This window comes from Methanosarcina barkeri MS (genome assembly GCF_000970025.1).
Classification (GTDB): domain Archaea; phylum Halobacteriota; class Methanosarcinia; order Methanosarcinales; family Methanosarcinaceae; genus Methanosarcina; species Methanosarcina barkeri.
Window position 1 is genome coordinate 4,219,084 of sequence record NZ_CP009528.1, and the last position, 24,704, is coordinate 4,243,787.

The 24,704-nt window shown below is 39.4% G+C and carries 24 protein-coding genes; 9 read left to right on the forward strand and 15 right to left on the reverse strand.

Annotated elements, in window-relative coordinates:
- Positions 1–75 precede the first annotated feature (75 nt).
- Positions 76–378, forward strand: a complete 303-nt coding sequence (locus tag MSBRM_RS17325) for an ArsR/SmtB family transcription factor (protein ID WP_230629021.1) — start codon at positions 76–78, stop codon at positions 376–378.
- Between the two features lie 88 nt (positions 379–466).
- Here MSBRM_RS17325 and MSBRM_RS17330 read toward each other — a convergent pair whose 3' ends face one another.
- Genes MSBRM_RS17330 through MSBRM_RS17340 form a run of 3 tightly spaced genes read right to left on the reverse strand, consistent with a single transcriptional unit; the run spans position 467 to position 3,226 of the window.
- Positions 467–1,183, reverse strand: coding sequence for a polysaccharide deacetylase family protein (locus tag MSBRM_RS17330; RefSeq protein ID WP_048122241.1), 717 nt, complete (start codon positions 1,181–1,183; stop codon positions 467–469).
- Entirely contained in the window at positions 1,158–2,288 is a 1,131-nt protein-coding gene (locus MSBRM_RS17335) for a glycosyltransferase family 4 protein (RefSeq protein WP_048122243.1), read from the reverse strand. The genes MSBRM_RS17330 and MSBRM_RS17335 overlap by 26 nt, the downstream gene beginning before the upstream one ends.
- Positions 2,264–3,226: a lysylphosphatidylglycerol synthase transmembrane domain-containing protein gene (locus MSBRM_RS17340; RefSeq protein WP_048122245.1), complete on the reverse strand. Its 963-nt coding sequence runs from the start codon at positions 3,224–3,226 to the stop codon at positions 2,264–2,266. Before MSBRM_RS17340 ends, MSBRM_RS17335 begins: the two co-directional genes overlap by 25 nt.
- Before the next feature lie 567 nt (positions 3,227–3,793).
- Between MSBRM_RS17340 and MSBRM_RS17350 the strand changes: the two genes are divergently transcribed.
- From MSBRM_RS17350 to MSBRM_RS17365, 4 genes are all read left to right on the forward strand, one after another.
- Positions 3,794–4,231, forward strand: a complete 438-nt coding sequence (locus MSBRM_RS17350) for an NUDIX domain-containing protein (protein ID WP_048156501.1) — start codon at positions 3,794–3,796, stop codon at positions 4,229–4,231.
- 563 nt (positions 4,232–4,794) lie between these two features.
- The gene (locus MSBRM_RS17355; protein ID WP_141706328.1) at positions 4,795–5,124 is read left to right on the forward strand and encodes a transposase; all 330 of its coding nucleotides are present in this window, start codon (positions 4,795–4,797) and stop codon (positions 5,122–5,124) included.
- A gap of 158 nt (positions 5,125–5,282) precedes the next feature.
- Positions 5,283–5,570 carry a transposase gene (locus MSBRM_RS17360; RefSeq protein WP_052712942.1) on the forward strand — a complete coding sequence of 96 codons (288 nt, stop codon included), beginning with the start codon at positions 5,283–5,285 and terminating at the stop codon, positions 5,568–5,570.
- 268 nt (positions 5,571–5,838) lie between these two features.
- A complete protein-coding gene (locus tag MSBRM_RS17365; protein WP_052712943.1) occupies positions 5,839–7,596 on the forward strand; it encodes a PGF-pre-PGF domain-containing protein in 1,758 nt (585 codons plus the stop codon).
- A 621-nt stretch (positions 7,597–8,217) separates the two neighbouring features.
- Here MSBRM_RS17365 and MSBRM_RS17370 read toward each other — a convergent pair.
- From MSBRM_RS17370 to MSBRM_RS17420, 11 genes are all read right to left on the reverse strand, one after another.
- A complete protein-coding gene (locus MSBRM_RS17370) occupies positions 8,218–8,871 on the reverse strand; it encodes a matrixin family metalloprotease (RefSeq protein WP_230629023.1) in 654 nt (217 codons plus the stop codon).
- Between the two features lie 462 nt (positions 8,872–9,333).
- Positions 9,334–9,801, reverse strand: a complete 468-nt coding sequence (locus MSBRM_RS17375) for a carboxymuconolactone decarboxylase family protein (protein WP_048122253.1) — start codon at positions 9,799–9,801, stop codon at positions 9,334–9,336.
- A gap of 142 nt (positions 9,802–9,943) precedes the next feature.
- Positions 9,944–10,876: a methanogenesis marker 7 protein gene (locus tag MSBRM_RS17380; protein ID WP_048122255.1), complete on the reverse strand. Its 933-nt coding sequence runs from the start codon at positions 10,874–10,876 to the stop codon at positions 9,944–9,946.
- 1 nt (position 10,877) lies between these two features.
- Entirely contained in the window at positions 10,878–11,477 is a 600-nt protein-coding gene (locus MSBRM_RS17385) for a methanogenesis marker 17 protein (protein ID WP_048122256.1), read from the reverse strand.
- Positions 11,478–11,484: 7 nt separating this feature from the next.
- On the reverse strand, positions 11,485–12,732 hold the full coding sequence (locus MSBRM_RS17390) for a methanogenesis marker 15 protein (protein ID WP_048122258.1): 1,248 nt from the start codon (positions 12,730–12,732) through the stop codon (positions 11,485–11,487).
- Positions 12,729–13,232 carry a methanogenesis marker 5 protein gene (locus MSBRM_RS17395; RefSeq protein WP_048123620.1) on the reverse strand — a complete coding sequence of 168 codons (504 nt, stop codon included), beginning with the start codon at positions 13,230–13,232 and terminating at the stop codon, positions 12,729–12,731. The genes MSBRM_RS17390 and MSBRM_RS17395 overlap by 4 nt, the downstream gene beginning before the upstream one ends.
- 5 nt (positions 13,233–13,237) lie before the next feature.
- Positions 13,238–13,681, reverse strand: coding sequence for a methanogenesis marker 6 protein (locus MSBRM_RS17400; RefSeq protein WP_048156504.1), 444 nt, complete (start codon positions 13,679–13,681; stop codon positions 13,238–13,240).
- 280 nt (positions 13,682–13,961) lie between these two features.
- Positions 13,962–15,518, reverse strand: a complete 1,557-nt coding sequence (mmp3, locus tag MSBRM_RS17405) for a methyl-coenzyme M reductase-associated protein Mmp3 (RefSeq protein WP_048122261.1) — start codon at positions 15,516–15,518, stop codon at positions 13,962–13,964.
- A 40-nt stretch (positions 15,519–15,558) separates the two neighbouring features.
- The gene (atwA, locus tag MSBRM_RS17410) at positions 15,559–17,172 is read right to left on the reverse strand and encodes a methyl coenzyme M reductase system, component A2 (RefSeq protein ID WP_048122263.1); all 1,614 of its coding nucleotides are present in this window, start codon (positions 17,170–17,172) and stop codon (positions 15,559–15,561) included.
- Between the two features lie 448 nt (positions 17,173–17,620).
- Positions 17,621–18,421 carry an HAD family hydrolase gene (locus MSBRM_RS17415; protein WP_048122268.1) on the reverse strand — a complete coding sequence of 267 codons (801 nt, stop codon included), beginning with the start codon at positions 18,419–18,421 and terminating at the stop codon, positions 17,621–17,623.
- Between the two features lie 97 nt (positions 18,422–18,518).
- A complete protein-coding gene (locus MSBRM_RS17420; RefSeq protein WP_048122270.1) occupies positions 18,519–19,406 on the reverse strand; it encodes a presenilin family intramembrane aspartyl protease PSH in 888 nt (295 codons plus the stop codon).
- Between the two features lie 445 nt (positions 19,407–19,851).
- Here MSBRM_RS17420 and MSBRM_RS17425 point away from each other — a divergent pair, with 445 nt between their 5' ends.
- The 4 genes from MSBRM_RS17425 to MSBRM_RS17440 all read left to right on the forward strand — a co-directional run bounded on the left by MSBRM_RS17425 (position 19,852) and on the right by MSBRM_RS17440 (position 23,068).
- The gene (locus tag MSBRM_RS17425; protein ID WP_048122272.1) at positions 19,852–20,175 is read left to right on the forward strand and encodes a hypothetical protein; all 324 of its coding nucleotides are present in this window, start codon (positions 19,852–19,854) and stop codon (positions 20,173–20,175) included.
- 495 nt (positions 20,176–20,670) lie between these two features.
- Entirely contained in the window at positions 20,671–20,973 is a 303-nt protein-coding gene (locus tag MSBRM_RS17430) for a hypothetical protein (RefSeq protein ID WP_011306208.1), read from the forward strand.
- Positions 20,974–21,624: 651 nt separating this feature from the next.
- Entirely contained in the window at positions 21,625–22,641 is a 1,017-nt protein-coding gene (gene fen, locus MSBRM_RS17435) for a flap endonuclease-1 (RefSeq protein ID WP_048122276.1), read from the forward strand.
- A 217-nt stretch (positions 22,642–22,858) separates the two neighbouring features.
- Positions 22,859–23,068, forward strand: coding sequence for a cation diffusion facilitator family transporter (locus MSBRM_RS17440; RefSeq protein ID WP_048156507.1), 210 nt, complete (start codon positions 22,859–22,861; stop codon positions 23,066–23,068).
- Between the two features lie 285 nt (positions 23,069–23,353).
- On the opposite strand, the gene MSBRM_RS17445 is transcribed toward MSBRM_RS17440, so the two are convergent.
- On the reverse strand, positions 23,354–24,310 hold the full coding sequence (locus MSBRM_RS17445; RefSeq protein WP_048122280.1) for a beta-ribofuranosylaminobenzene 5'-phosphate synthase: 957 nt from the start codon (positions 24,308–24,310) through the stop codon (positions 23,354–23,356).
- Positions 24,311–24,704: the final 394 nt, after the last annotated feature.

Genomic DNA, 24,704 nt, shown 5'->3' on the forward strand with positions numbered 1-24,704 from the left:
TAACCCGGATCAAGTGTTTGATTTTATTATTCAGCTTTAGAAAAATATATATTCTTATATTCAATGTTTATTGATATGAGTGATGAAGAAAACATCCAGCTTTTCAAGGCACTGAGCGAAGATACAAGGTACAGAATTATCAAGGCTCTTCTTGATGCTGAGTGCAAATGCAAAGAGAATAAATGCAGTGACTGCAAAGGAGAACTATGCGCCTGCGAGATCCCGGAACTCATTGATAGAACTCAGTCAAATACCTCAATGCACCTTGCAAAATTGCAGGACTGGGGAATAATTAAAGTGAGAAAAGAAGGGAAGATGAGGCTCTATTCCATAGAAAACGATAAAATCAGGAAACTTCTGAAAGTTCTTGAAAAATAATTTTGTGCAAGTATTTCAATTAAAACTCAATAGGCAACATTGGCACCTTCTCACAAGGAAAAAGGGTTTATTTACTCTTTTCAGGCAGTTATTCATATTTTTCAAGTTTTGCTCTTTCTTGCAGAGTTAAAAAACCGTAATCTTGAGCTTTTAAGGTACGGATCAAAACTTTAAGGTTGTTTAGGGCTTTTTCTCCAGTATTGAACTTGCAATCCAGGCGTATAGATGTGTTTGACATATCCACGAATTCCCAGGGATGGACAAAGATTACAGGGGATTCCCAGCGTTTGAGTAGCGGGATAAAAAATTCTGGAGGCAGCCTTATAAATGAAGAAGTAATCGTCGCTGGAATCCTTATTATTTTGCCTTCAACTTTGCTCCGGGAAAAAGGAGGCTTATATGCTGCAATGGATGAGTCGTACCTAAAACCCTCATCTTCCAGAAGTCCAAGATAATTTTTCGGGAACTGCAGGTTCGGGGCCCTGAAAGAAACCAGCTTCCTTTCAAACTGCCTCAAAACTCCTCCAGCCTGCTTGAGAGCAGTTCTGGCTTCTTCTTTATCCATGCGGTCAAAACGCGTATGAGTATATCCATGGCATCCAAGTTCATGTCCTTCTTCCGGGATTCTATGTATAATGTCAGGATATTGCTTAGCCATCATCCCGGTAACAAAAAATGTTGCTTTTATCCTTTCTTTTTTGAAAAGATCCAGTAACTCAGGCAGTCCTTCTTCCATGCCTCTCGTACTTGTAAGCATCGGGGGACAGTCTTCTTCCACATCAACAGTTATTGTGATATTTTTCATAAATGACACTTGTATATACTTTGCTTGTCTGTTCACAGATCCGGTTCCAGTCATAATTTGAAAGCCCTCTTAAAGCTTCCCTGGAAAAGGAAGTTCGCAGGGCCGGTTTTTCTATAAGATTCTCAAGATATTCTGAAAATTCGGTAATGCTGTCTGCAAGATAGCCGTTCACACCGTTATTTACAATATCCGAAACCCCACTGTTATTCATTGCTACAACAGGAACCTCTTTTGACATTGCCTCCAGAATCGAAATTCCAAAAGCCTCATTAATCGAGGGAAGAGCAAATATATCTGCCTGTTCCAGATATCCCAGCACTTTTTCCCTGGGTACTTCCCCTGTAAAGTAGAAATTTCCGGATAAACCTGACTCCTCCACCGTGCTTTCAAGCTTTTCCCTTAGTGGGCCGTCTCCTATCATTACAAACAGCAAATTTTTATGCTTTTCCAGAAGTGAAGGGGCTAAATCTACAATGTTTTGAACACCCTTTTTCTTTGTCATGCGTGCAACCGTGGCAATTACGAGTTTTCCTTTAGTATTAACAGGGAAGGAGACTTTGATGATTTTATCTTCAGAATCTACCCCATTGAAAATCCGGTATATTGGTTTTTTTGTCATCAGCTTTGAGTCTTTTTCAACTGCCGAACTAACTGCAATTACAGCATCAGTATTTTTTAGAAGCAATTTGCCTGCAAGATATAAAAGCGAACTATATGGCGTATCTCCTACCAGGGAATGATTGGTGACTACTACGGGAATTCCGAGTTTTCTGGAAATAATAAGAGCAATCATACCGATGGGTGAATCAAGCCCATGACAATTGACAATATCATAATTCCCGTTTTTTAAAAGGTTGAAGAGTTCTTTATATGCACCTGGCATGAGAAATCGCCTCTGTCCGGGTAAAGGTTTACCTTTAACTCTTATTACTGATACTCCATCCCTTCTACTGTACTCAGGAACACCTGGGTAGCTCCTTGTAATAACGCTTACCTCATATCCATGCTTGCTCAGGGTTTTAGCAAGGGTGTGCATTGAATACTCGATTCCTCCTACCTTTGGAAAATACCAATCACTGATCATTGCAATTTTATGTTTTTCCATATCTCAGATCCTCCGTAATAAAACAGGTAAAGGAATCCTATCAGACTGCTCAGTCCAAAAGAGATAAAACGTTCCAGAAAAACGAAACTTCCTGAAGAAGCAAGCGATAACCCAAAATATAGAAGCAGGGAAATCAATCCTCCTTCAACGATTCCAAGCCCTCCAGGAGTTATTGGCAGGAGTCCGAGCAGGAGATACAAGATTGAAACTGATGCGATAATATGCAGAGAAAGATTAAGATTTAGAGCCAGGGCGATCAGTTGAAGTCGTACTATATCCAGAATCCAGACCCCAGAAGATAATAGGAGAGCAGGAATAAAAGATTTATGAAGTTTTTTCCAGTTTTGCTTTATATCTTTAAGAAGGACAGTAAATCTTTCCCGGAAAATCCATATGAGTATTCCAGTTGCAAGGGAGGCAAGGAGAAACAGATAAGTTGAATTTAATGTCAGGATATTTTTCAGAGGCAGGAATTTAATATCTAGAGAAGGAACGAAATATAGCACGTAGAATAAGAGCAGGATAATGGGAATCGCTTCAACGAGCCTTTCAAAGAGGATCGTTATGAAAGCATCGGTATAACTTATCCCAAAGCGTTTGTTAACCCATAACATCCGCAGGGGTTCACCTCCTGTCCGGTTCGCTGGAGTTAGATTATTCACAAAAATTGCTCCGAAAAGAATGGGAAGAAGATCTGTGGCTTTAAGATTGTGGCCAATGGAGGAGAGTACCTGCTGCCAGCGGACTGCAAATAAGTACACACTCAACAGGTAAACTAAGAACGCCAAAATAACATATCGAATCCGTGTTTCAGCGAGCATTTTCAAGCTCTCTCCAAGAACAGATACAATCTCTGTCCAGTAGGCATGGACCAGAAATACTCCAACTGTAAGTAGTAAGAGAATTACAATGGCTTTCTTCAATATTCCCTGATTCAAAAATACACCTTCATAGGGATTCAGAGTGGAATTTCTGTGTATATTTTTTATAATTAAAATCTGTTCCTATCCGGATTTTCCATTCATTGAGATTGATCAAACTCTGGACCTTGTACTTCTCCAGATTGAAAAAGGCATATTTAAAATATTCTTTTTTACGTATCAAAGACCACATCTCTACATGCCCGAAGCCATAACTCATTAAAAGGTATTTCTTATCTTCTACCTGGTCCCATTCTTATTTTTAGATTCTTTTTATATAATACCTGTCATCATCGTTTTTTCCAGATTTAACTTTAGATTTATAGTTTCAAATTGAAACCTAACATTTCTAATATAGTTTTCTATTACTATTTTCCTGAATTTATTCTTTTATCAAATTTCTTTTGTTTATGTTTATACTGTTCGTAGTCTCACAAAGTATCGTCTCCAATCCTGACGAAAAAGTAGTAAGAATTTCTTTCATGGTGGATTTTTCTTTTAAAAATCTGTATTTGAAAAAAGCTATATCCTGAAGATCTTAAAAGAGCCAGCCTTTAAGACAGAGAAATCTCACATATATATTGTATGAATCTGGAGAAACCTTACATCGTTTCTGTTTATGCCGCTCTACGGAACGAGAAAGGCGAATTCCTGCTTCTCAAGCGGTCGGAAAATTTTCACAGCAATCCGGGGAAATGGGATCTGCCGGGTGGAAAGCTGAGCCGTGGAGAACTTCTTAAAGATGCAGTTGTTCGGGAGGTCTGGGAGGAAACCGGGATTTCAATTGTGCTCGGAGAGATTGCAGGATATGCTACCTTTGAGCTTCCGGACAAAAAAGTAATTGCCATAATATATGATGGAGGATATGTCATTGCTGATGTAAAGTTGAGCTATGAACATGTGGAACATGCATGGAGCTCTCTTGAGGATATTCTGGAAATGAATGATCTTCCCGCTCATTTTAAAGAGTTCTTTAAAAGATTCACTGCAGAAAATAAGGAACTCCCAGAGCTGCCTATTTAAACTCTATCCGAAAAGTGATTACCTGCTGAGCCTGTCACAAAACCAATTTTTATTTTCATGATTTATAAGAGTTCTAGAATTGCTTTCTTGGCCAGAATCTCAATTGGCGATTTTAAAAATGAGTTTCAAAAAAGTAGATATTGAGTTTTTGAATCAGCTCTTTAAGTAAAAATTCGAAAGAAAAATTAGTGACTTACACTAAGGCCATTTGTAAGCTGATAATAAAGAACTTTTAATGCGTCTTCGGTTAAGTAAGAAATCGTGACAATTGCGTCAATGTTCTCAACATTTGTTAAATATTTTAATAAATTATGAGCTGGAACAGGGTATCGATTTCATGCAAACAGGCCAAAATTTAAGGCCAACTTCTAATGCAAAATCGATAGCTGTCAGGCAAGAAAACTCCTTAACCGATGACCAATGAAGAACTTTTTATATATTTTAAGTATATTTTTAATACCGAGCCTATCCCAAAAGTAATATTATATTGAAATTATAAATTTACCGATTATATTGGAATTATAATTTACCGTTATGTCATTCTATTAAATCGATGACGTTCTATGGAACTCCATAGAACTTTATCTTCCTCCGCAGAAACCGAATACAGGAAGGCTTCGTGCAAATTGAGGAAGTTAATGAACGGTATTTTGTACGTTGTTATGTCCGGTTGTACATGGAAAAACGTTCCCAGAAGATATGGATCTAAGTCAACAGTTCATAGATTTCATCCATATCTGTTTGAACATAGTATATATCAGAAGATTTTCAATGAACTTTTAAACAAAGGTTATGATTTGGATAAGATAGATATTTCCCATTGCTTTACTGATACAAAGGATATTCCTGCCAAAAAATGGGAAAAACCAATTAAAATGGATACAAAAAAGTAAAAAAGGTAAGATTAAGCGTTTTAATAGACATAAAAGGTTTCCCTCTCTTGATTATTATTTTTCCTGCAAATAAGAATGACTCAACTCTATATATTCATACGCTTAAAAATTTCAAGATAAAAAGACCCGCATGAAGGCCTGCAAACAGGCCTTCCAAAGTGACAGCTGATGCAATTTATGATACAGATAAAATTAGAAAATATAATCGGAGAGAAGGAATAAAGTCCAATATACCAGTGAACAAAAGAAATCAGAAGAAAAAGAAGAGAGGAAGACCAATAAAGGTAGATCAGGAAGAATACAAAAAGAAAAGTGAAATAGAGAGGTTTTTCAGCGGGATAAAGTCATGTAAAAAAGTATTTCCAAGATATGAAATCAAAGAAGCATCATATTTAGGAGTTATAATATTAGCAGTAATAATTAGATTACATGAAGTTTTGGGATAGTCTCACAATCTATAATTACAATTTCAAGAATTATTTTCATAGTTATTACTTTATCTGGGTTGTTTTCAATAAATTACGGATTAACTGAACTTCTTTTTAGAGATATACTCTTGAAATAATTCTATTCAAAAAAGTAAGCTTATATTTAAGAACAAATTTTTCGGTCATTGTCTGGTAAACAGCTAACAAAAATGAATAGGACTTATGCAACTAAAGTAAGGAATTGTAGAATTTACATCTTAGTTGGTTTGTCCTAAGGAGTCCTTATATGAAAAAATCTTTTTCATCTATGATTTTATTAGTTACACTATTCTTGCAAGTAACTTTAGCTATTATACCATCAATTGGAGTGGTTTCAGCTGTAGGCAATGTCACATCTTCAGACAATGTCACAATTAATGACTTTACATGTAATATTACTCATGGGACTGTTCCTTTTGAGTCCAGGCTAAATGGTAACGTTACCGGTCAAGTTACCAGATGGAAATGGGAATTCTATAATCCTCAAATTGACCACTGGTCTTACAGCGCTGGAAACGGGAACTTTGTAACTACTTCTCATGAATTTGGAAGAGTTGGCGCTTATGGAGTCTTTAATGTTACTTTAATTGTAGTTGGGTCTAATGGAAGTGATTCACTTAAAAAGATAGATTATGTGGTAGGAAATAAAAACACTACAGGTCTACCAACTGCTAATTTCTCTGCATCTTCTACTTCTGGATATGCACCATTGAATGTAACATTTACCGACAACAGTAAAAATGCAACTACAACTTTATGGTATTTTGGACTGACAAATACTTCAAAAGAAAAGAACCCAACATATACTTTCACTTCTCCCGGGACTTATAGAGTTGTTTTAGAAGTGAGCAATGGAAGAGGTTGGGATGCGACAGCTCAAGAAATAACTGTTCAGGGACAACAGAAAGTTCTTCCTGAAGCAGGCTTTGACGCCGATACTTTCAATGGTCTCGATGTGCAGTTTGTAGACACCTCACAAAATGCAAATGGATGGAACTGGGATTTTGGAGACGGAACTAATTCAACCGAGCAGAATCCGACACACATATATTCACAAGCAGGAAACTATACTGTCAATCTAATAGTAAACAATGAAAACGGAACAAGCTTAGCAAACAAAACAATAAATGTAGAAGAAGTAAGTAGCTCAAGTGATGAAAGCGATAGTGGGGACAGCAGCAATGGAGATAGCGTGGGAACTGTTACTGTATCAGATAGCAGCGATAGTAGCAGCAGTGGCAGCAGTGGCAGTGGCAACAGTGGCAGTAGTAGCAGTGGCAGCAGTAGCAGTGGTAGCAGTGGTAGCAGTGGGGGTACTGGGGGCTCGCCCGAACCTCAAAGCAATGTTGCAACTAAAGAACTTTCACAGACATCTATTACATACGGAAACTCTGTAAATTTCAATTTCCCACAAAATGCCACTCCTGTCACTAATATAAATTTTGATTCAAAAAAGACTGTTGGCAAAACTACAGCTATAGTTGAGATGCTAAAAAATCAGTCCACTCTGGTTTCAGAACCACCTTCTGATGAAGTATATAAATTCGTAAACATCTGGGTAGGAAACAGTGGATTTGCAACTTCCGATAATATTGAAAATGCAACAGTATATTTCAAGATTGAAAAATCCTGGTTACAAGATAAAAATATAGACAAGTCTTCCGTTACCTTCAAGAGGTACAATGATTCAAAATGGAATCCTTTACAAACCACTCTTGCAGGAGAAGACAATGAGTACCTGTATTTCATAGCTGAAACCCCAGGATTATCTTCTCCTTTTGCAATAACTGGCAAGACCGCATCAAACGCAGCTATGAACGAAACAAAATATGGAACTCAATCTGGATCTAATAGTAGTCTTGAAAACAATGCAAGTAATGCAACAAATGTTAAACAGACACAAAGTCCAACTACTTCTGAAAATGAAGACAAAAAATCTCCAGGTTTTGAATCAGTTTTTGGGATCGTTAGTTTGCTTGTTGTGTTTTTGTATAAAAGAAAGTAAGAATATGTAATTAAGAAAGAATATATGATGAGGATTCAATATCCTCATCTAAGTCTTTTACATACGTCTTCGGTTAAGTGAAGACTTGTGATAAATTGCGTCAATTTTAAAATATTTATTAAATATTTTAATAGTTTATGGGCTGGAATATTTATGGGCTGGAATAGAGTGTCGATTTCATGTAAACCTGCCAAAATTTAAGGCCGGCTTCTAATGCAAAATCGATAGTTTTCAGGTAAGAAAATTCCTTAACCTATGACCAATGAAGTCTTTTATAGCTCCATTTTTAGTTGCGAGGATGCTAACAACTATTCGTTATTTTCAGGGCCAAACCATGATTCGGAACCGGAAATATTGGGAACTACTGTGAATATGTCAGGTTAGTTGAAATAGACTTAAAAATATGGATAAATGAAAAAAGGTATCTTCTTCAAATCATATGGGTAAAAGTAAATTTCATGTATTAATAGTAAACTTAAAAATTTAATAAATATAATGCGAAAAAAAGGATTATTATAAAAATATTTTTTGTAAACTTATCCAAAATCAATTTTGATTTTTAGGATAGGGGTTCAATAGGGTTTCAACTTGGATTTACTCTGAGGTACTTTAAATAAATTTTCACTTGAAATACTTATCCTCAAGTTTTTTCCTTTTTTTCCTGCTGCGCTGCCAGCTTACCCCGAGGGACAGGAGAACTACAAGAGCCACAAGAGCTGCCACCTGCAGTATAGGCCCGTACTTGCTCATGAGTAGAGGGTTTAGATCTTCTCTTTGCTCGTATTCAGGATACATGATATCCCTTCTGTTGCTGCTGTGACCCAGGCCCAGAGCGTGCCCGAATTCATGCTTTGCAATAGAAAGCATTGTTGTATCCCCATACTGGCGCCAGGCTTTTCCCTGATAGTTGCCTACTTCAAGCACTATATCGACTCTTACAAATCGACCATCAGATACCGTGGGACTTGCATAGCCAGCAACACCCGGAGGAGCCCCTTCAACTTTCTCCAGATTCTCGACCCATTTTATTCTGATATCAGCTTCTTTCGAATCCACAAGTTTGAAAACAGGCGTAAACTCAAGGTTTCCGTTTCCTCCCTCCTCCCAATATTCCATAGCCTTTTCTATTTGTGTGTAATAGGTCGTGCTGTAGTGTTCGGGAACATTGCTGTCATCAATATATACAGTAATAGGGGAGTGATCCCATGGATAATCCAGAATTTTTTCCGGATTCGTTCCAGATGCAGCTGAGACAGTGGGTAAAATAAGTACCATCAGTAACAGCATAAAAAAGAATCTAACTTTGTACATATAGTCTCGATTTATATAAATCGGCCTACCAAATAAATATTATTAACCCTGAAGACCCAACGTAAAAGTATCGATCTCCTGTATACATCCCATACATCCCGCATATACTCCAACACTTATCACAAATGTTCGCATAAAATTCGGTGCAAAAGGGCGAGTCTGTATAGGTTGGATGATTATTGATTGAGGACTTCCTGGGATTAGCTTTTGGTCAGGTGTGGTCAGGGAATTAATTTTTCAAAATTAAATGAGATCCTCATGAACTGAATTTATAAGATCACAAAACGAATTTTTATAGTGAATTTTTATAGTGAATTTTTATAGTGAATTTTTATAGTGAATTATTATAGTGAATTTTTACAACGAATTTCTACAGTGAATTTCTACAGTGTTTATAATGGATTTATTACCTACTGAATTATCTATTTACTTAAAAGTGGCTTTGGAGATATTACATATCTCACAGTTCGAGTCACAGCAGTATTCTTCTTCATTTCCTTCATCCGGAAATTCGGATGTAAGAGCTCTTGTGCTTTCAGCTAGTACTGCAGCATTGGAGAGAGATGCTCCTATCATAATTGCATAAAAGATTCTTTCTTTGCTAACTCCTTTCCGTTTTGCGACTCTAATATGCATTTTCAGGCAATGCTCGCAGCGAAGGGCAGAAGCTACACCTATCGCGATAAGTTCAACTGTCTCTGGGTCGAGGTTCTTGAATCCCCTCATGATAGAGTTTTCGTAAAGCGTTTTTGGGATGAAAATCTCCGGGAGATCTTTCATGAAGTTCATTATATATGGGACTTCACCATACTGATTCCGGACATCTTCAAGGAGTTCAGGAACAGCTTTCTCAGGGTCCTTTTTCAAAATTTCCACAATATCCTCAAGTTCCATACGAAACCACCAGCGTAGATTAACGTGGAAAAAAGATTCGGGCTCCGTTTTCTGTGGCAGGCTTTACAGTATAAAGGATAAGTGAAAAACACACACCCAGTAAAATGTAAAGCAAATAACTCTTAATGCAACAGAATCCGGGTCAAATTGCAAAACCAACGTCAGACTTAGATTTGATTTTTATCAATATATAATTTTTCATTTTTGATTTTGAAATATTTGCAAGTTCAGAAAGAGTAACCCCTTCATCAAATTCCAGTTTTTCAATTTTTTCGTGGAATTCATCATAGGGCAACTTGACTCTGAGCCCATTAAGCTGGAGGGTAAGTGGAGCAGGCGAAAGTACAGTTCGGATTTCCGGAACCTGGTTTTCAATCTCTTTCATAACTCTGGCAGGAAGCACTGAGAGAGGGTCTTTTGCCTGCTGTTTACGAATGTTATCAGCAATCTTTCCAACTCCTTCATTGAGTTTATCAAGGGCGCTAATCTCCTCGGCTTTTCTCAACCTGTGAGAAGTCCTCCCAATATCCCCTACGTAAAGATCTGCTCCGGAAACTTCCTCGGTCTTAAGATCAGGCCCGCCTGTAACCACAATCGGGATCTCTATGCCTTCAAAGAGCTTTGGCTTCTTGTTTATTATGCAGTCACTGAAAGACCCGAATGTGAAAACTGCAATATCGTGTTCGTTGATAAGCTTCCTTTCGTAGTCCATAGACAGGGATACCCTTCGCCCCATTCCTCTTGCAAGTCCTATCATGTTTGTATTGGCTCCGGGGTGACGGAGATACTCTGCTATGTCACAGGCTGAATGCGGAAGGTGATGAGAAGCAAGAGTCGGCGAAACAACTGCAATCTCAACTCCAGTCAGAGGAGCTTCTACCATAATTCCAAGCAGTTCGTCAGATTGCTTTTTCACTATTGGGATATCTTTTTCCGGAATAAGCATAATAAGGTTGACTTCAGTCCCTGTAACTACTTTCTGGATTATGTAACCTCCAAGGTCTTCCAGCAGCTCAATTAAAAGTCCATGCTTGTGGACGCCACCGGTATAAAGATAGGGTCGGAGTACAGCCATCTTACTTTTTCCCTCCTTTCGTCAGTTCTTCGAGCATTGCTCCTGCTTCTTCAATCCACTCATGTTTTAGTGCTTCTTCAGACGCCACGAAAATAAACTGGTTACCTTTATACAGGTGATACCGGACCCTGAAACCCTCTGGAGTGACACGGATTGCGAAATCAACAAGGTTTTCGTGAAGCCTGTGCCTTGGATCTGCAACCATCATATCTTTAAGAAAAGCCGCTTCTGCCCTTGGGTTATCCGTACTTATGGCCACAGTCCAGCGGTCAGGCTGGCTGATATTAGCTTTTCCATAGCGTTCCCAGAGTTTTCCCAGCAATTCTGGAATATACTGTTCTTTTTTGATCGAAATTATTATCTCACTGGCAATCGGTTTTACTTCCATGTCAGCAATATCAGTTGTTGTAACTCTGGTGCCCACATCCCTCAGGAGAATTGCCATCTGAAAAAGGGAATCCTCAGGTCTCAACACTACCTTAATTCTCCCTATTGCCGGGGCAAGCTTGAGACTTGAAAGATTGTCCTCGATAATCTTTCTATAAAATTCCTGCTCTGGAGAAATTGCAGACTCGACATCAAAGACTTCAAGCGGATCCATATTCTCCTCACTCCTCCACAAAGCCCGAAGCAAGCAAAGCTGCTCCTACTGCTCCTATCAGGTGTGAGTTCTCTGGCACAAGGACATCGATCTTTAGAAGTTCTCCAAGGGCTTTTGGTACTCCTGCAATTAAGGAAGATCCACCTACAAGAATAAGAGGCTCTTTAACATCCACTTCCTGCAACTGCTGCTCGTAGATCTGTTCTACCACACTATAGCAGGCTGCAGCAGCCACATCTTCAGGCGTGGCACCTCTTGCAAGGGAATTTACAAGGGATTGAGTTCCGAAAACTATGCAGTAGCTGTTCATAGATACATGTTCATGCATCCCTTTAACTGCCAGAGCTCCCAGTTCGGTGATATCTACACCAAGCCGCTTTGAGATCATTTCAAAGAAACGTCCAGAAGCACCTGCGCAAATCCCACCCATTGTAAACATTCCGGGAATTCCGTCCTGAACCGAGATCGCCTTGTTGTCCATACCGCCTATATCAATAACTGTTGCATTGCCCTTCTGCTTATCAGCAAGGTAGACGGCTCCTTTTGAGTTAACAGTGATTTCTTCCTGGACAAGCTGAGCTTTAAAATGAGTGCCTATAAGAAATCGTCCGTATCCGGTTGTACCCAGAGCCTGAATTTCTTCCCTGGAAACACCAGCCTCTTTCAGGGCAATAGAGTAAGCTTCTTCAGCACTTTCAAGGACTTTTGTTGTGGGCACCCAGCCCATACCTATTATTTTGTTGTCCCTCATTACCACGGCTTTCGTGGTTGTTGACCCGGAGTCTATTCCCGCGGTCAGCCCGGTCTGAACTTCCCTTGTAAGAAGGTGCCTGCGCCTGACAATTGTAGTAAGAGCTTCCAGGCGAGTAAGAAGTGTACCTGCACTGGTGCTTTCGGTAAAAGAATAGCTGATTACCGGAATATTGGAGTGCTCATGGATATATCTTCTAACCTCATTTCGTACAATAGCTCCTTCGGCACAGCGGAAACAGGTGGTAATGAAAACTCCGTCTGCATTGGTTATACCTTCAACAACAGCTTTTGCCCGGGCCATCATAAGCCTCAGGTCTCCACTCGCAACCTCAAGCCCGAAATCTCTGCCTATAGTATCTACGGATGAAACATCAATTTCAGGGTAAATAAATTTTGCATTCACTTTAGCTGCTGCTGCTTCAAACTCAGGCTGAACTCCGGCATACTCAGAACCACAGGATACAAGTGCAATCTTAACAAGTCCCGACTCTTCATCACTCATTTCTTGCCCTCCTTTTCTGACTGCTTTTCATTTTTTGCCTTATCATCTTCCTCAGACTTCTCCTTAGGCAATGACTCCAGAAATGTCGCGATTTTGTTTACAAAATCGCGGGCTTCGTCGTCGGATTCAGGATACTTTACCTCGAGTACGGGGACACCTTTTGAGCGGACCAGATACTTCGTCAGCTCATTTGTACGATTACAGCCCACACAACCAAAATCCGTGGGTGGGTTTTCAACTATAATTGCAGCTTCTGTCTGTTCTATAAGAGGGCCTATTAATGACATCCTTCCCCTTACTCCAGCCGGCACTTCAATTGCAGCATATTTAAGACCCAATTTAGGGTCTTCGGGAGTAATGTTTAGAGGAGGAGAATCAAGGCTGAGGCTTGTAACTTTTTCTCGGATCTGGCTCATCATGGTAAGGGGTTTGTGCCCAAAACGTTCAACCAGGTCAGCTAAAATAAGACTATTTATAGGGTAAATGAAAACCTTTGCCAAAAAACTCACCTCGCAAGCTCCTCTTCAATAACTTTTTTCAGGTCCGAAGTTTTAAGCCTGCATTTCTTTTTGCATTTTTCTGTTACACATTCCTTTGCTTCCAGTTCGTCAAGTGCAGCCCCTATAGCAGGAAGCATCTCCACTTCTTCCCTCAAAAAATGGAATCCCGGCCGCGGGCCTCCTCCCCTGCTTGCGCGGCAGCGCCTTTCATCTCCTGGAGGGAATCCCCTATCCTTTACAAAAATATGATTTTTATCCAGTTGCCGTATTTGTTCAACCAGGATCTGGACATCGTCTTTGGCTCCTGATACGATAAGTCCAAAACATGTCTCTTTTACCGTAACTGGAAACTCTGATTCATAGATCTTCATAGCTGCATCTGAAGGCAGCACTTTATCCGAACTGATTACAATGTACTTTGTAACCTCTTCTTTTTTCGTTTCCGTCATATTTCGTCTCTCCTTAGCCTTGGGAGACTTTAACTTTCGATAAATTAATGTGAATCCGCTCAATCATCTTGATTCATTAAAACGACCACGTTATAATGATCTGACTTATTCGTTAACAAGATTTAACCTGAATACCTGCAAGCTGAAAATCAGCTTGAGCCACTAACCGGATATTTATACGTTTACTTACTTATTACTGTGCTTATATATTACATATTTTATATATTATTGCGTACGCCTTAATAGTTATTCAATTGTATTATGTTTTATATTTTTAAGTTTACTTGCGTACAATTTCAGTTACGTATATCACATCTCCTTCTTTAACATCAAGGAGCTTTTCAGGATTTATTATCCGGCCGACAATATTAGTTGATGAAAATCGTTCTCCAGTAGGGCCAAAAAGTTCGTCGTCTCCAAGTCTTACTCCTATAGTCCCCATTCTCTTTGAAGCCTGATTTGTGATCCCTATTTCCCCTCCGTGTACTTTGTCCGCAGGAGTATTTTCTGGAAGGATTTCCTTATACTTCACAACTTCCTTTTCGGTTTTAAAAAGGTAGGCATCGTCATATATCATATAAACAGGCAGTTTCCCAACAGTTTTTGTTTTAAGTTCAAGACCGTGGCGGAAGAAATCAACAGATTTCGGGGCTTTTTCAGGGTAAAGCTCAATCTCAATCAGTTTATCTCTGGGTACTGCATACGCAGTCACCTTCGCTTCTCCAAGGATCTCCAGGGTTGTTGGCGGGTTCTGACTGACAATTACGGCACCTTCTCCGGTATATCCGTCTTTTACCAATTCAACCCCTATGGAAGAAAGTACAGGCTCGACTTCCTCAAAGCTATGTCCCAGAAGCACTATCTGGGGAGGAAGACTCTCAACCGAAAGCTTCTGTCCTTTTTCTGCAAGTTTAATGAGTTCGATACCTTTCATTACCTGCCCTACAACCGAATGAACAAGGCTTGAAGGACGATCTTCTCTTGAAATATATATTCTACCCAACCCATATCCGACTGTACGGACAGAAACTGCACCTTCTCGTCTTGGATCGAAATTTTCGTAAGGAGCAGATATTCCCTTCAGGTCATCATCTGAGATAAATGAGCTGGTAGTAACATCTATATTGAGAGTTCCTTCACGGGTAAGTGCATAGAAATGTTCTGCCCCTTTCGGAGCATTTCTGGAAAGCTCAACTTCAAAATAAGTAAATATACTGTTTCCATCTTCAAGCAGAATAGAAAGATCAGTTGTGCAGGTCTTTTCTGAGATTTGTTCCCATTCTATAATTGGTTCAATACCAAGAATTGTATCTTCTCTGGAAAGCCTGGACAAAATTTTCCTTCCGGTCACAACTTCTGCAAAGACTCCGTCTTCAGGAGTTCCATATTCTGCAGTATGTCTTTTAAGCGAAAAAATAAGATGAGTATTGTGAGGATCGAACCCCCCTGCTCCAAACACCACCTCAAACGCTTCAAAACTCCCTGCCTCACGCGAAGGTTTAATTTCGGCTTCAAAGGGCCCGAAAGCCAGAGCTTCAGGACTTGCCCAGTGAATAGATTTCCCTTCGTACTCTTTAAAATGCTCAGCCCATAATTTTCCTGAAGGCGATTCAGGATTTTTTATTTCTATCCTGAATTCTCCTCTGGGAGTATTGATAGCGTATTCGGTGACTATTTCTGTCTTTTCCTCAGCGACCTTTTTCATAATTCCGACCGCTGTACCGGCTATATAAGGGGCTCTGGAAACTTTAAGGGCATCTTCAAGGGTAGAGCCTGCAAGTAAGGTATATTGTTGCCCATTCACCTCTACGCTGATCTCATTACTCGTAATCGGCACCTCATTTAGTATTTTTCTATACTAAGAGGTGGCAGCATATTTATATCTCTTCTGCAGCTTGGGACCTTTCGTCTTCGGTGAGTTGAGAGAGTATAGTCTTCGGCTCACCTAAGTCTACAATTTTCCCGTTACGCATAAGTGCGACACGGTCACATATCTCGTTTACGAAGTCGATATCGTGAGAAACTACAACAAATGTTTCTCCTATCTCTTCTCTAGCTTTCAGGATAGAATTCGTCACCGATACCTTGGTAATCGGGTCCATAGTCCCTGTTGGTTCATCCATAATGACGATTCTCGGTTCCTTAATCAAAACCTGTGCAAGTGCAACCCTGTGCCGCTCCCCTTCACTCAGCTCATCGGTCATTTTGGGTAAAATAGCTTTTGCTTTGTTTTCATCAAAACCTGCAGCTTTGAGAGTAATTACAGCTTTTCTGACCCCGAGTTCAAAAGGTAGATCAAGACTAATAGACTCGGTAAGATTATCTATTACTGAGCTATGAGTGTAAAGGCCATACTCCTGGTGCAGGAACCCCATATATTTGGTTGCTCTTCCTTTATTTTCCACTCCCAGCTTTGTCATGTCAACCCATTCGTCTCCCACGCGAACCTCAACTTCTCCGGATGTGGGTGGTAATATTCCCATTAGGATTTTTGAGGTTGTAGTCTTGCCCGCTCCGCTCACTCCGACTAACCCGAAAATTTCTCCTTCCTTTACATCAAAAGAGATGCCGTCTACAGCTCTGACCACGCCTCTATCGACTGAAATATAACGCTTTGCGAGGTCTCTTACCCTTATAATAGGCTCCCCAACCATGACATTCTTTTCCTGCCTCACAATGGACACACTTTGCATAAAGACTGCAGAAACCTCTAGTGGATCTCCTTCCTTGACTACCTCTCCGTTTTCAAGCAGAATAGCTTTATTCGCCAGCTGTTCAATAACTTCAGGCCAGTGCGAAGTCAGAACCATGCTCATATTATAATTCTTGACCGCCCTCATCATAGCGTCATGCACCAGCTTTGCAGTCATGGGATCAAGGGTACCTGTGGGCTCGTCAGCTAACAGGAGCAAAGGATTTCTCACAAGCTGCCTTGCAAGCACAACCCTCTGTTTTTCTCCACCCGAAAGTTCTCTTGCAACATGCATCATGCGATGACTCAGGTTTACTTCTTCCAGCAGTTCGATTGCTTTTCTCATAGAGTCTTGTCCGGTATATCCGATTTCATTCAGGGAGTTTATGACGTTTACAAGAACTCTTTCGTCTCCGTAAAGTGCAAAGGTACGCTGAAGCATGATAGCTATGCGCTTTGTAATATCTTTCCTTATCGGATCATAAAGTGAAAGTTTTACAAAATCGGCTTCAAAAGCTTCCAGTCCTTCTCCACAGACCGGACACTTCTGACCTGTTTTACTGGGGCGCTCTATGTATCCGCATTTCGGGCAGCGAGATAGATGATAAATTACTTCACCTGAAATGTTCTCAAAAGACTCTGTGCCGCGCAGTACGTGCATCAGGATTGTTTTTCCGGACCCGCTTTTACCCAGAATTCCAACTATTTCCCCTTCATTGATACTTACATTTACGTTTTTCAGGGCTTTATGACCGTCGAAATCTACGGTTAAGTTTTTGACTTCAATAAATAATGGCATGGATTTTCCTCCGCAATTATGAGATGCAATACTTTCTGGTGGCTCTTGCCTGTCTGAGCATATCGCTCAAGAGTGAAAGGCAATTACTATAAATGAATAATACAATAATACAAGCAACAAATTTCACACACTTAACGAATTTCACACACTTAACGAATTTCACACACTTAACGAATTTCACACACTTAACGAATTTCACACACTTAACGAATTTCACACATTTGGGCAACAACTACTAAGAGTAAAGATTACATAAACATAACGCATTATTTTTTCACTGTTAACATTTAAAGCACATTTAGAGTAAAGTCAAATCCCTCTAACGAACTTGCTCAATCAGTACTTTAATCTCATTCTGTATACTGACTCGATGTGTTATATTTTTGCTTATTATTGACCCGTCGTGTTATATAGATTAGTTTATATAATAATTATTTATACATCCTGATTACAGCGATTTTACCACATCCACAACCTTTATAATATCATCAATTATCACATCTGCAGCTTCTCTTAGTTCTTTAGGTCTTTTGTCGCCCTGCTGTGTTGTCATTACTCCTACATCTGCTGCTCTGAATGCCAATATGTCATTAATTCCATCTCCTACCATGAGTACCAGATCATATTTTTGCTTTAGTTCGAGCACTACTTTTTCTTTCATCAGGGTGTTTGAATAAGCAAAGACTCTTTCCGGGGGAATATCTATGAACTCAGCCAGTTGCATGAGAGCAAATAAACCATCACCGGACGCTATATACGTATCCACTTTCATGGAATGAAGAGTCTGGACCGCTTGTAACGTGGTATTGAATACATGCCCTCCTGTACTCAGTATATATGGAACAGTTTTAGCTTGAGAATCAACTATCAGGCCTGCCGCTAGATAAAAAATATTTGGACAGTGGGATGCAACTGCTTCCAACACATCATGTATGTCGCCCATTTTTGGAGATGTTCCCTTTATGATATCACATGCAATCTCTGGAGTAAAAATTCCTTTTGAACAGCTTATACCTATTGAAATTCTGTACTTTTTTATAAACTCAAACAGAGGCATGTCTCTTCTTGAGCGCAGGAGTATATCACTTTCGGCATTCAGAACTACAAGCCCGCATCCATTCTTTTGCGCGACAATAGCAGTGCTCTCTATATTTTCAAGGATATTCCCGGTACTGGATTCCTTTGCAACCCTGTACATATGTAGAAGAGTTCCGGCACTATCAAAGACCACTGCAATTCTTTTGTACATATCAAGTGATTAAACTATTAAATAAAAAAATCTTTGCGAAAATTTGAGAATAAAATAGAGATTTATAAAAATAGTAATATGTGAAGAAAAGTTAACTTCACAGAAATGAGGCCCCTGAGATCAGGACACCAGCAAAGAACCCCAAGATTACTCCGGAATTCAAAAAGGGAAGACCTGCCTGTGGATTTCCTTTCATTACCTGAATGGAAAGAATTGCGTGCCCTATAAGCGTGCCCAGTATGGCCCCAAGGACTGGATAGAAATTACTTTTCATGAAGACGTTTGCTGAGACTACTAGCAGGGTAGGCATAACAGCATCTCCGAGCCCCATAAAAAAAGCCTCATGCTTTTCGTCCTGTTTGAAGTCTTCCGTCAAGAAAGAATAGTTCAGGTTTTTTGGAATTACAAACATTATTGGAAGTTTCAGATCCATTACTCCCTCAGCCATAGATACCATGTGCTTTGTTTTGTATACTGAGATAGCGTCGTATATTGCAAGAAGCACCAGAAGTACTATTACGGGGACAACTGAGAGGGAAATTCCTATCAGGGCACTGACCCCAGCTGCAATACAAACTCCCACAATGTCAACTACATACCATTCTGGATATTTATAGAGCAGCACTGTTATTCCTACGGACAGCACAACTGAGACAATGGACTCAACTCCTGAAAGAAACGGAATGAGAGTAAACAGGGCGAGGACTACGTAATAGATAGTGCTTATTATGGCCAAATAAATAAAGAGGCTGATTACCCATTTCATATTTTTCTTTATTGCTATAAGGACAAACAGGGTAAAAACCAGGATCATTATAATATAATATATAGAATTAGACACCTGGGTTGGGTCCTCAAAAGCCTGCATTCCACTAACTTCCATTGGTGTGGACAAAAAGAGTGCAAGAATCTGCACTATAAGGATTAGTCCTCCCATGGAAATAATAGGTAAATATTCTTTAATTGATTGTTCAATGGAACTCAAGTGCTAAACTCCTTAGTTCTTGACAGTATGCCTTTTCTATTCCTTTATATACTTACTGTAATTTCATCTCCGTTTCTCATGACTGTTTATATATAACTTTACCTGAGAATCTCGTATTTCTTCTATTAATTAAATAGAGATTTTCCCACGAAATGATTCCAAAATATATTTCTGAGATACGTTTATGAGATACTGGCTCTTTTTTCACAGGAGCGATAAATCAAAAGTAAAGGAATAAATCGATAAACGTTAGTTTGTGAAAAAATTATATATCATACCTCTTAAAAAATGAACAAAATAGAAAAAAGTAAAAAATCGAAAATCGTAAAAATAGAAAAGCAGTAAATACTTAAAGGAATATTCCGCTTGGTAATTTTGAAACAGGCTATATTACAGAATGCTTGTGTATGCGGAACAATTTTTACAGGTATGTTAGAGGTATACGATGGAGACTAGAGATACAGTATTTCTTGTTGTGATGGTTCTGTCATCCTTTCTTCTATCCTTTGAGTGGCTTAGAAGATTTGAATATAAATCCACAAATCCCCTGATTATTCTTTCGGTTATGGTCCTGGTCGGAACATTAGCTGTCATGCTCATCTCTGTAAACAATAGGCTTCAGGAACTCGAAAACAAAATGGAAGCAAAAGACCGTACTCTCAAGGTCAACATGGAAAATACAGAAACAAAGATTGAAGAACGGATGAATGAGCTATCAAGCAAAGTTGATAATGCAGTTTACGAATTCAACCGCAGAAAATACCATTAATTTCATTTATAATTTTTTATTTCAGGGCAAAATATTTAGTTTTCTATATTAAAAAGCATGATTTGAATCCCCAGATTTTTAACAATCGAATTTAATTTTTTATCCAGGAATACTCAATACTTTATAAGTATGCTCTTTATAGAGCAGTAATCTTCTATATATGCAGCGTTAATTGAAAGAAAAAACAGCTCAAGTATTTTTAGAACAGACTCTCAATCTTCGTTCAGTTTTGAATTTAATTTATGAATATTTATCCTAATATTAATACTAATATATGCTAATTTTTCTAATGTAATTAATACCCTACGATAAAAATTCGGGCACAGGGACCTTTATCCAGTAAATTATATATACTGGTTCTTCTGTAGAACAGGGAATATCTGGATTTTTAACAATAATAAAAAAATAAATTAGATATCTTGGATCGTAAGTTATTATTACTCAGAGTTAGTATTATTTGATTACTTGTGTAAGCAGGTAAAGAAGGAAAGCTATATGCACCTTAGTCTGGAACCGATTGGCATTATTACAAAGGTTGCAAATAAGTCGGAAATTTTGATTTATTCTGATTTTGAACAGGTCATAAGAAATATCGTGTCCAAAATAGGAGAAGGGGCTGAGAAAGGGCAGAAGCTCCTGGTCGTCCATAAAAACAACAACCAGAAACAGGTGGATGGTCACCAGGTCCAGGTCACGAAAGCGACTTTACTGGAAAGAAAAGGTAATTTGCTGACGATATCCAAAATAGAAGCAAATGAAGATTCAGTAATCGATGTTCGACTTGACCTTACTGCTTGATAGTAGGTGTCTGTAGAAGCTATAAAGCCTATAAATCTCGTCTCTTTTCACTCTTCATACTGGATAGCTTTGATTGGGCTTCCGAAAGGCTAATAAGGCCAAGTTCAAAAAATCGGATTAAAAATCTATGACCATGACTGGAATTCCAGGACTTATCTGGATCCTATGATCTGATGAAATCAATGACTGGTTGAAGTCAATGGCCGCTTGAAGTCAATAACTGTCGAAATTCGGAGACAAAATGAGTTAAGTAACTGCCGGAATTCAGTGATCGAATGAGTCCCATGAATTGAAATAAAAATCACATTAAGTTTCTTTACTTTTTTCTTCCAGAGTAGTACTCTGTCTTTCAACAGTGTATATTCATCGATAAGTATCTCAGGAGAACTCTGAAAACGCGGTAAATATAAGACTTCAGTATCTATAAAGCGTATTGAGCAATAAATCACATGATTGCTGCAAAGCATCTTTAATATTGACTTACTGCAAAGCATTTTTGATATTGACCTGTAGTAAAGGATATTGATATTGATTTTCTGCGTAACAGTTGACGAGCTAAAAAGTAAGAAAAGACTAAAAAAGTAATGAAAGAGAAGAAGATAATGAAAGCGCTGAAGCTTTCTGAAAAATTTAAGACATACGAGGGAAAATATGGGTACAGATATAGGCGACCTGCTCCAGAAAAGAAAAGTTGAACTTTCGGATCTTACTAATCAGGTGGTTGCAATTGATGCGTTTAACACGCTACACCAGTTTTTGAGCATTATTCGCCAGCGGGACGGAAGCCCTCTGGTTGACTCTGCAGGGAGAGTAACTTCACATCTCTCAGGCCTGCTCTACCGAACAGCGAGCCTTATAGAAGCAGGTGTCAAACCTCTCTTCGTTTTTGACGGCAAGCCTCCTGACCTCAAATCCGAAACCCTGAACCAAAGAAAAGAAATAAGAGAATCCTCCCGGGAAAAATGGGAGAATGCAAAGGCTATAGGAGATCTTGAATCGGCCTATAAGTATGCTCAGGCTTCTTCAAAAGTAAACCAGGAAATTGTTGAAGATTCCAAATATCTCCTTGGTATTATGGGAGTTCCCTTTGTTCAGGCCCCCTGTGAGGGCGAAGCACAGGCTGCACATGTGGTTCTCAAAAAAGATGCCAACTGCGTTGCTTCGCAAGATTACGATTCATTTCTTTTCGGGGCTCCAATTGTTGTCCGGAACCTGGCTGTAACAGGAAAACGCAAGCTTCCGGGAAAAAACATTTACGTTGACGTCGAACCTGAAAAAATCAAGTTGGATGAGACTCTCAAAGCCCTGGAAATTACGCGGGAGCAGCTCATAGATATCGCTATCTGTGTGGGCACGGATTATAACAAAGGGCTGGAGAAAGTAGGCCCCAAGACAGCCCTTAAACTAATTAAAAAGCATGGGGATATTTATGCCGTACTCCGGGAAAAAAAGGCAGAAATTGAAGCTGTGGATCAAATAAGAGATATCTTTCTCCACCCTGAAGTAACGGATAATTACAAAATAAGATGGGGAAAACCTGATTCTGAAAAACTTCTCGAATTCCTCTGTGAGAGTCACGATTTTTCGATCGACAGGGTGGGAAAAGCTGCAGAACGACTTAAAGCTGCTTCAGGAGCCAGACAAAAAACTCTCGACCAGTGGTTTTAAGGAATCTTCTTTCAAAATCCTGATTTTCCTAATTTTTTTATTTATGTGTATTTTTATCCTTAACAATTCAGTTAAGTAGATCTTAGATTGACAAGGATAGGCCTGAACTCTTACCAGGAAAAACACTCACATGTGCCCATACGTATGGAATCGTGGATCCTGAACTTCTCTCCACATCAGGGGACTTTGTGCGGTCAAATGGTATTTTGCCGTACTTATGGTAACAGCTCTTATTCAGGCGTTTATTGCCTGGTCTTCGGAAAGCTTAGCTCCTCTCGAGAATACAGTCATAATTTTGGAGATGCTGCAACCTTTTGGAGATGCCGCAACCAAAGACACTTTAGGTCTTGCCTTTTATCTTTCCCAGAAAAAGTTGTATAAGCATTTTACGTACGGTTACGGCAGAAAAGAGGATATTGCAGCCTGAGAATCGTACTTAAATTAATTTAGAAGGAATGTGACTGAAGTAAGTACTTGCCGTCTAGGATACAGGCTATATGCGGAAGTAAATATTGCGGTAGACCCATTGATTTTGGTTGAAGAACAGTATGCGATTGCCATAAGAGTGAGACACAGAACGACACGTGGATCTAGTTATTTATCAAATGTGTTCGTACATGTGGGCTCATTCGGGTCAGCCGGGGAATCATTTCACAGGCTGACCGAGCATGATCACAATGATTTTCGGTTTCACTCACTGAATATAAGGCTTTCAAACCCGGGATATTTCTGCTCCGTGATTTCTTGCCCTGGTAAGCATGACAGTCCCACCAACAGAGTCGTCAAGCATTTTCTGGACTTCCGCCTGAAGCTGCCTGCCTTCCGATTTGTTATCTACAAAAGAATATACTACAGGCCCAAAAGAACTTACCCCGGCTCCGTAGCTCCGGTTGCGCATTAAAGAAGCAATATCTTTCACAAACTCAGGCCAGATAAGGCTCTCCCTTTTGTTAAAACCAACAGTCTGAACATGATTTACTGCGGCCCCGAAACTCACTATATCTTCTTCCATCACGGCAGGCATCATCTGCATGAGCACGACATGGGAAATTTCCCTGACTTCTTCTACAGGGAGGGGACAGAATTTCTTGAAGGTCTCGACTTCCTCCTGGTCATGCATTCCCTTGTCGTTGGGGATTGCTACCACCATTTCCCATTGAGGAAAATCCTCTCTGAAGAGCACTGGCCCGGGCGGTACTTTACTGGCAGCCGACGGCATAAAACCACCTTTATCTTTGAACTTATGCCCTCCGTCAACTATAAACCCGCCTTTCTCAAAAGCAGCTACTCCTATACCAGAAGTCCCTCCTCTTTTTACTGCAAGTGCAAGTTCTCTAACACTCATCCCAAGTCCATATAGTTCATTTACAGCTGCTGCCGCGGCTAGGGAAGACTGAGTTCCTGACCCGAAACCTACATGGGCTGGGTACACTTCCTGTACGTTGATCCTGATCCCTTTACCCTCAGGAAGCAGGGATTCTGCAGCTCTTTTCATCCGATCGGCAAAACTCTGCAGACCTTCTATATTGACTCCATCGGCTTCTTCAGCCGTAATTCGTATATTGGGAGAGGAAAGGGTTAGTCCTGCTCCTCCATCGACTCTTCCGATCTCCGCATTCATATCAATAAGCGTCATATGAATTCGGCAAGGAGTGGTTATTTTGATCATTCCTGTTAAACTCCAAAACTGCACTTAAAACTTTATGACTTATGAAGTCCTGTGCCCCTTTTATTGTAGCTGCTGGTATTTAACCTTTTAAAAAGTATTTTTTATCCAATCTTAATTCTATGTATCTAATAAAAATAACAAAAGAAGTGACGTATAAGGAGAGAAGGAACAGAAAGGAAAATTAGGAAAGGAAAATTAGGAAAGGAAAATTAGGAAAGGAAAATTAGGAAAGGAAAATTAGGAAAGGAAAATTAGGAAAGGAAAATTAGGAAAGGAAAATTAGGAAAGGAAAATTAGGAAAGGAAAATTAGGAAAGGAAAATTAGGAAAGGAAAATTAGGAAGGAAAAATTAGGGTTTCTGAAATTTCTGGCTGCTTTTCTCGTTATTTCGTAA

Bases quoted from the DNA above. Each gene is read 5' to 3' on its own strand.
- MSBRM_RS17325 (WP_230629021.1), top strand. From the start codon at position 76: ATGAGTGATGAAGAAAACATCCAGCTTTTCAAGGCACTGAGCGAAGAT.
- MSBRM_RS17330 (WP_048122241.1), bottom strand. From the start codon at position 1,183: ATGAAAAATATCACAATAACTGTTGATGTGGAAGAAGACTGTCCCCCG.
- MSBRM_RS17335 (WP_048122243.1), bottom strand. From the start codon at position 2,288: ATGGAAAAACATAAAATTGCAATGATCAGTGATTGGTATTTTCCAAAG.
- MSBRM_RS17350 (WP_048156501.1), top strand. From the start codon at position 3,794: ATGAATCTGGAGAAACCTTACATCGTTTCTGTTTATGCCGCTCTACGG.
- MSBRM_RS17355 (WP_141706328.1), top strand. From the start codon at position 4,795: ATGGAACTCCATAGAACTTTATCTTCCTCCGCAGAAACCGAATACAGG.
- MSBRM_RS17365 (WP_052712943.1), top strand. From the start codon at position 5,839: ATGAAAAAATCTTTTTCATCTATGATTTTATTAGTTACACTATTCTTG.
- MSBRM_RS17370 (WP_230629023.1), bottom strand. From the start codon at position 8,871: ATGGTACTTATTTTACCCACTGTCTCAGCTGCATCTGGAACGAATCCG.
- MSBRM_RS17375 (WP_048122253.1), bottom strand. From the start codon at position 9,801: ATGGAACTTGAGGATATTGTGGAAATTTTGAAAAAGGACCCTGAGAAA.
- MSBRM_RS17380 (WP_048122255.1), bottom strand. From the start codon at position 10,876: ATGGCTGTACTCCGACCCTATCTTTATACCGGTGGCGTCCACAAGCAT.
- MSBRM_RS17385 (WP_048122256.1), bottom strand. From the start codon at position 11,477: ATGGATCCGCTTGAAGTCTTTGATGTCGAGTCTGCAATTTCTCCAGAG.
- MSBRM_RS17390 (WP_048122258.1), bottom strand. From the start codon at position 12,732: ATGAGTGATGAAGAGTCGGGACTTGTTAAGATTGCACTTGTATCCTGT.
- MSBRM_RS17400 (WP_048156504.1), bottom strand. From the start codon at position 13,681: ATGACGGAAACGAAAAAAGAAGAGGTTACAAAGTACATTGTAATCAGT.
- atwA (WP_048122263.1), bottom strand. From the start codon at position 17,172: ATGCCATTATTTATTGAAGTCAAAAACTTAACCGTAGATTTCGACGGT.
- MSBRM_RS17415 (WP_048122268.1), bottom strand. From the start codon at position 18,421: ATGTACAAAAGAATTGCAGTGGTCTTTGATAGTGCCGGAACTCTTCTA.
- MSBRM_RS17425 (WP_048122272.1), top strand. From the start codon at position 19,852: ATGGAGACTAGAGATACAGTATTTCTTGTTGTGATGGTTCTGTCATCC.
- MSBRM_RS17430 (WP_011306208.1), top strand. From the start codon at position 20,671: ATGCACCTTAGTCTGGAACCGATTGGCATTATTACAAAGGTTGCAAAT.
- fen (WP_048122276.1), top strand. From the start codon at position 21,625: ATGGGTACAGATATAGGCGACCTGCTCCAGAAAAGAAAAGTTGAACTT.
- MSBRM_RS17440 (WP_048156507.1), top strand. From the start codon at position 22,859: ATGGTAACAGCTCTTATTCAGGCGTTTATTGCCTGGTCTTCGGAAAGC.
- MSBRM_RS17445 (WP_048122280.1), bottom strand. From the start codon at position 24,310: ATGATCAAAATAACCACTCCTTGCCGAATTCATATGACGCTTATTGAT.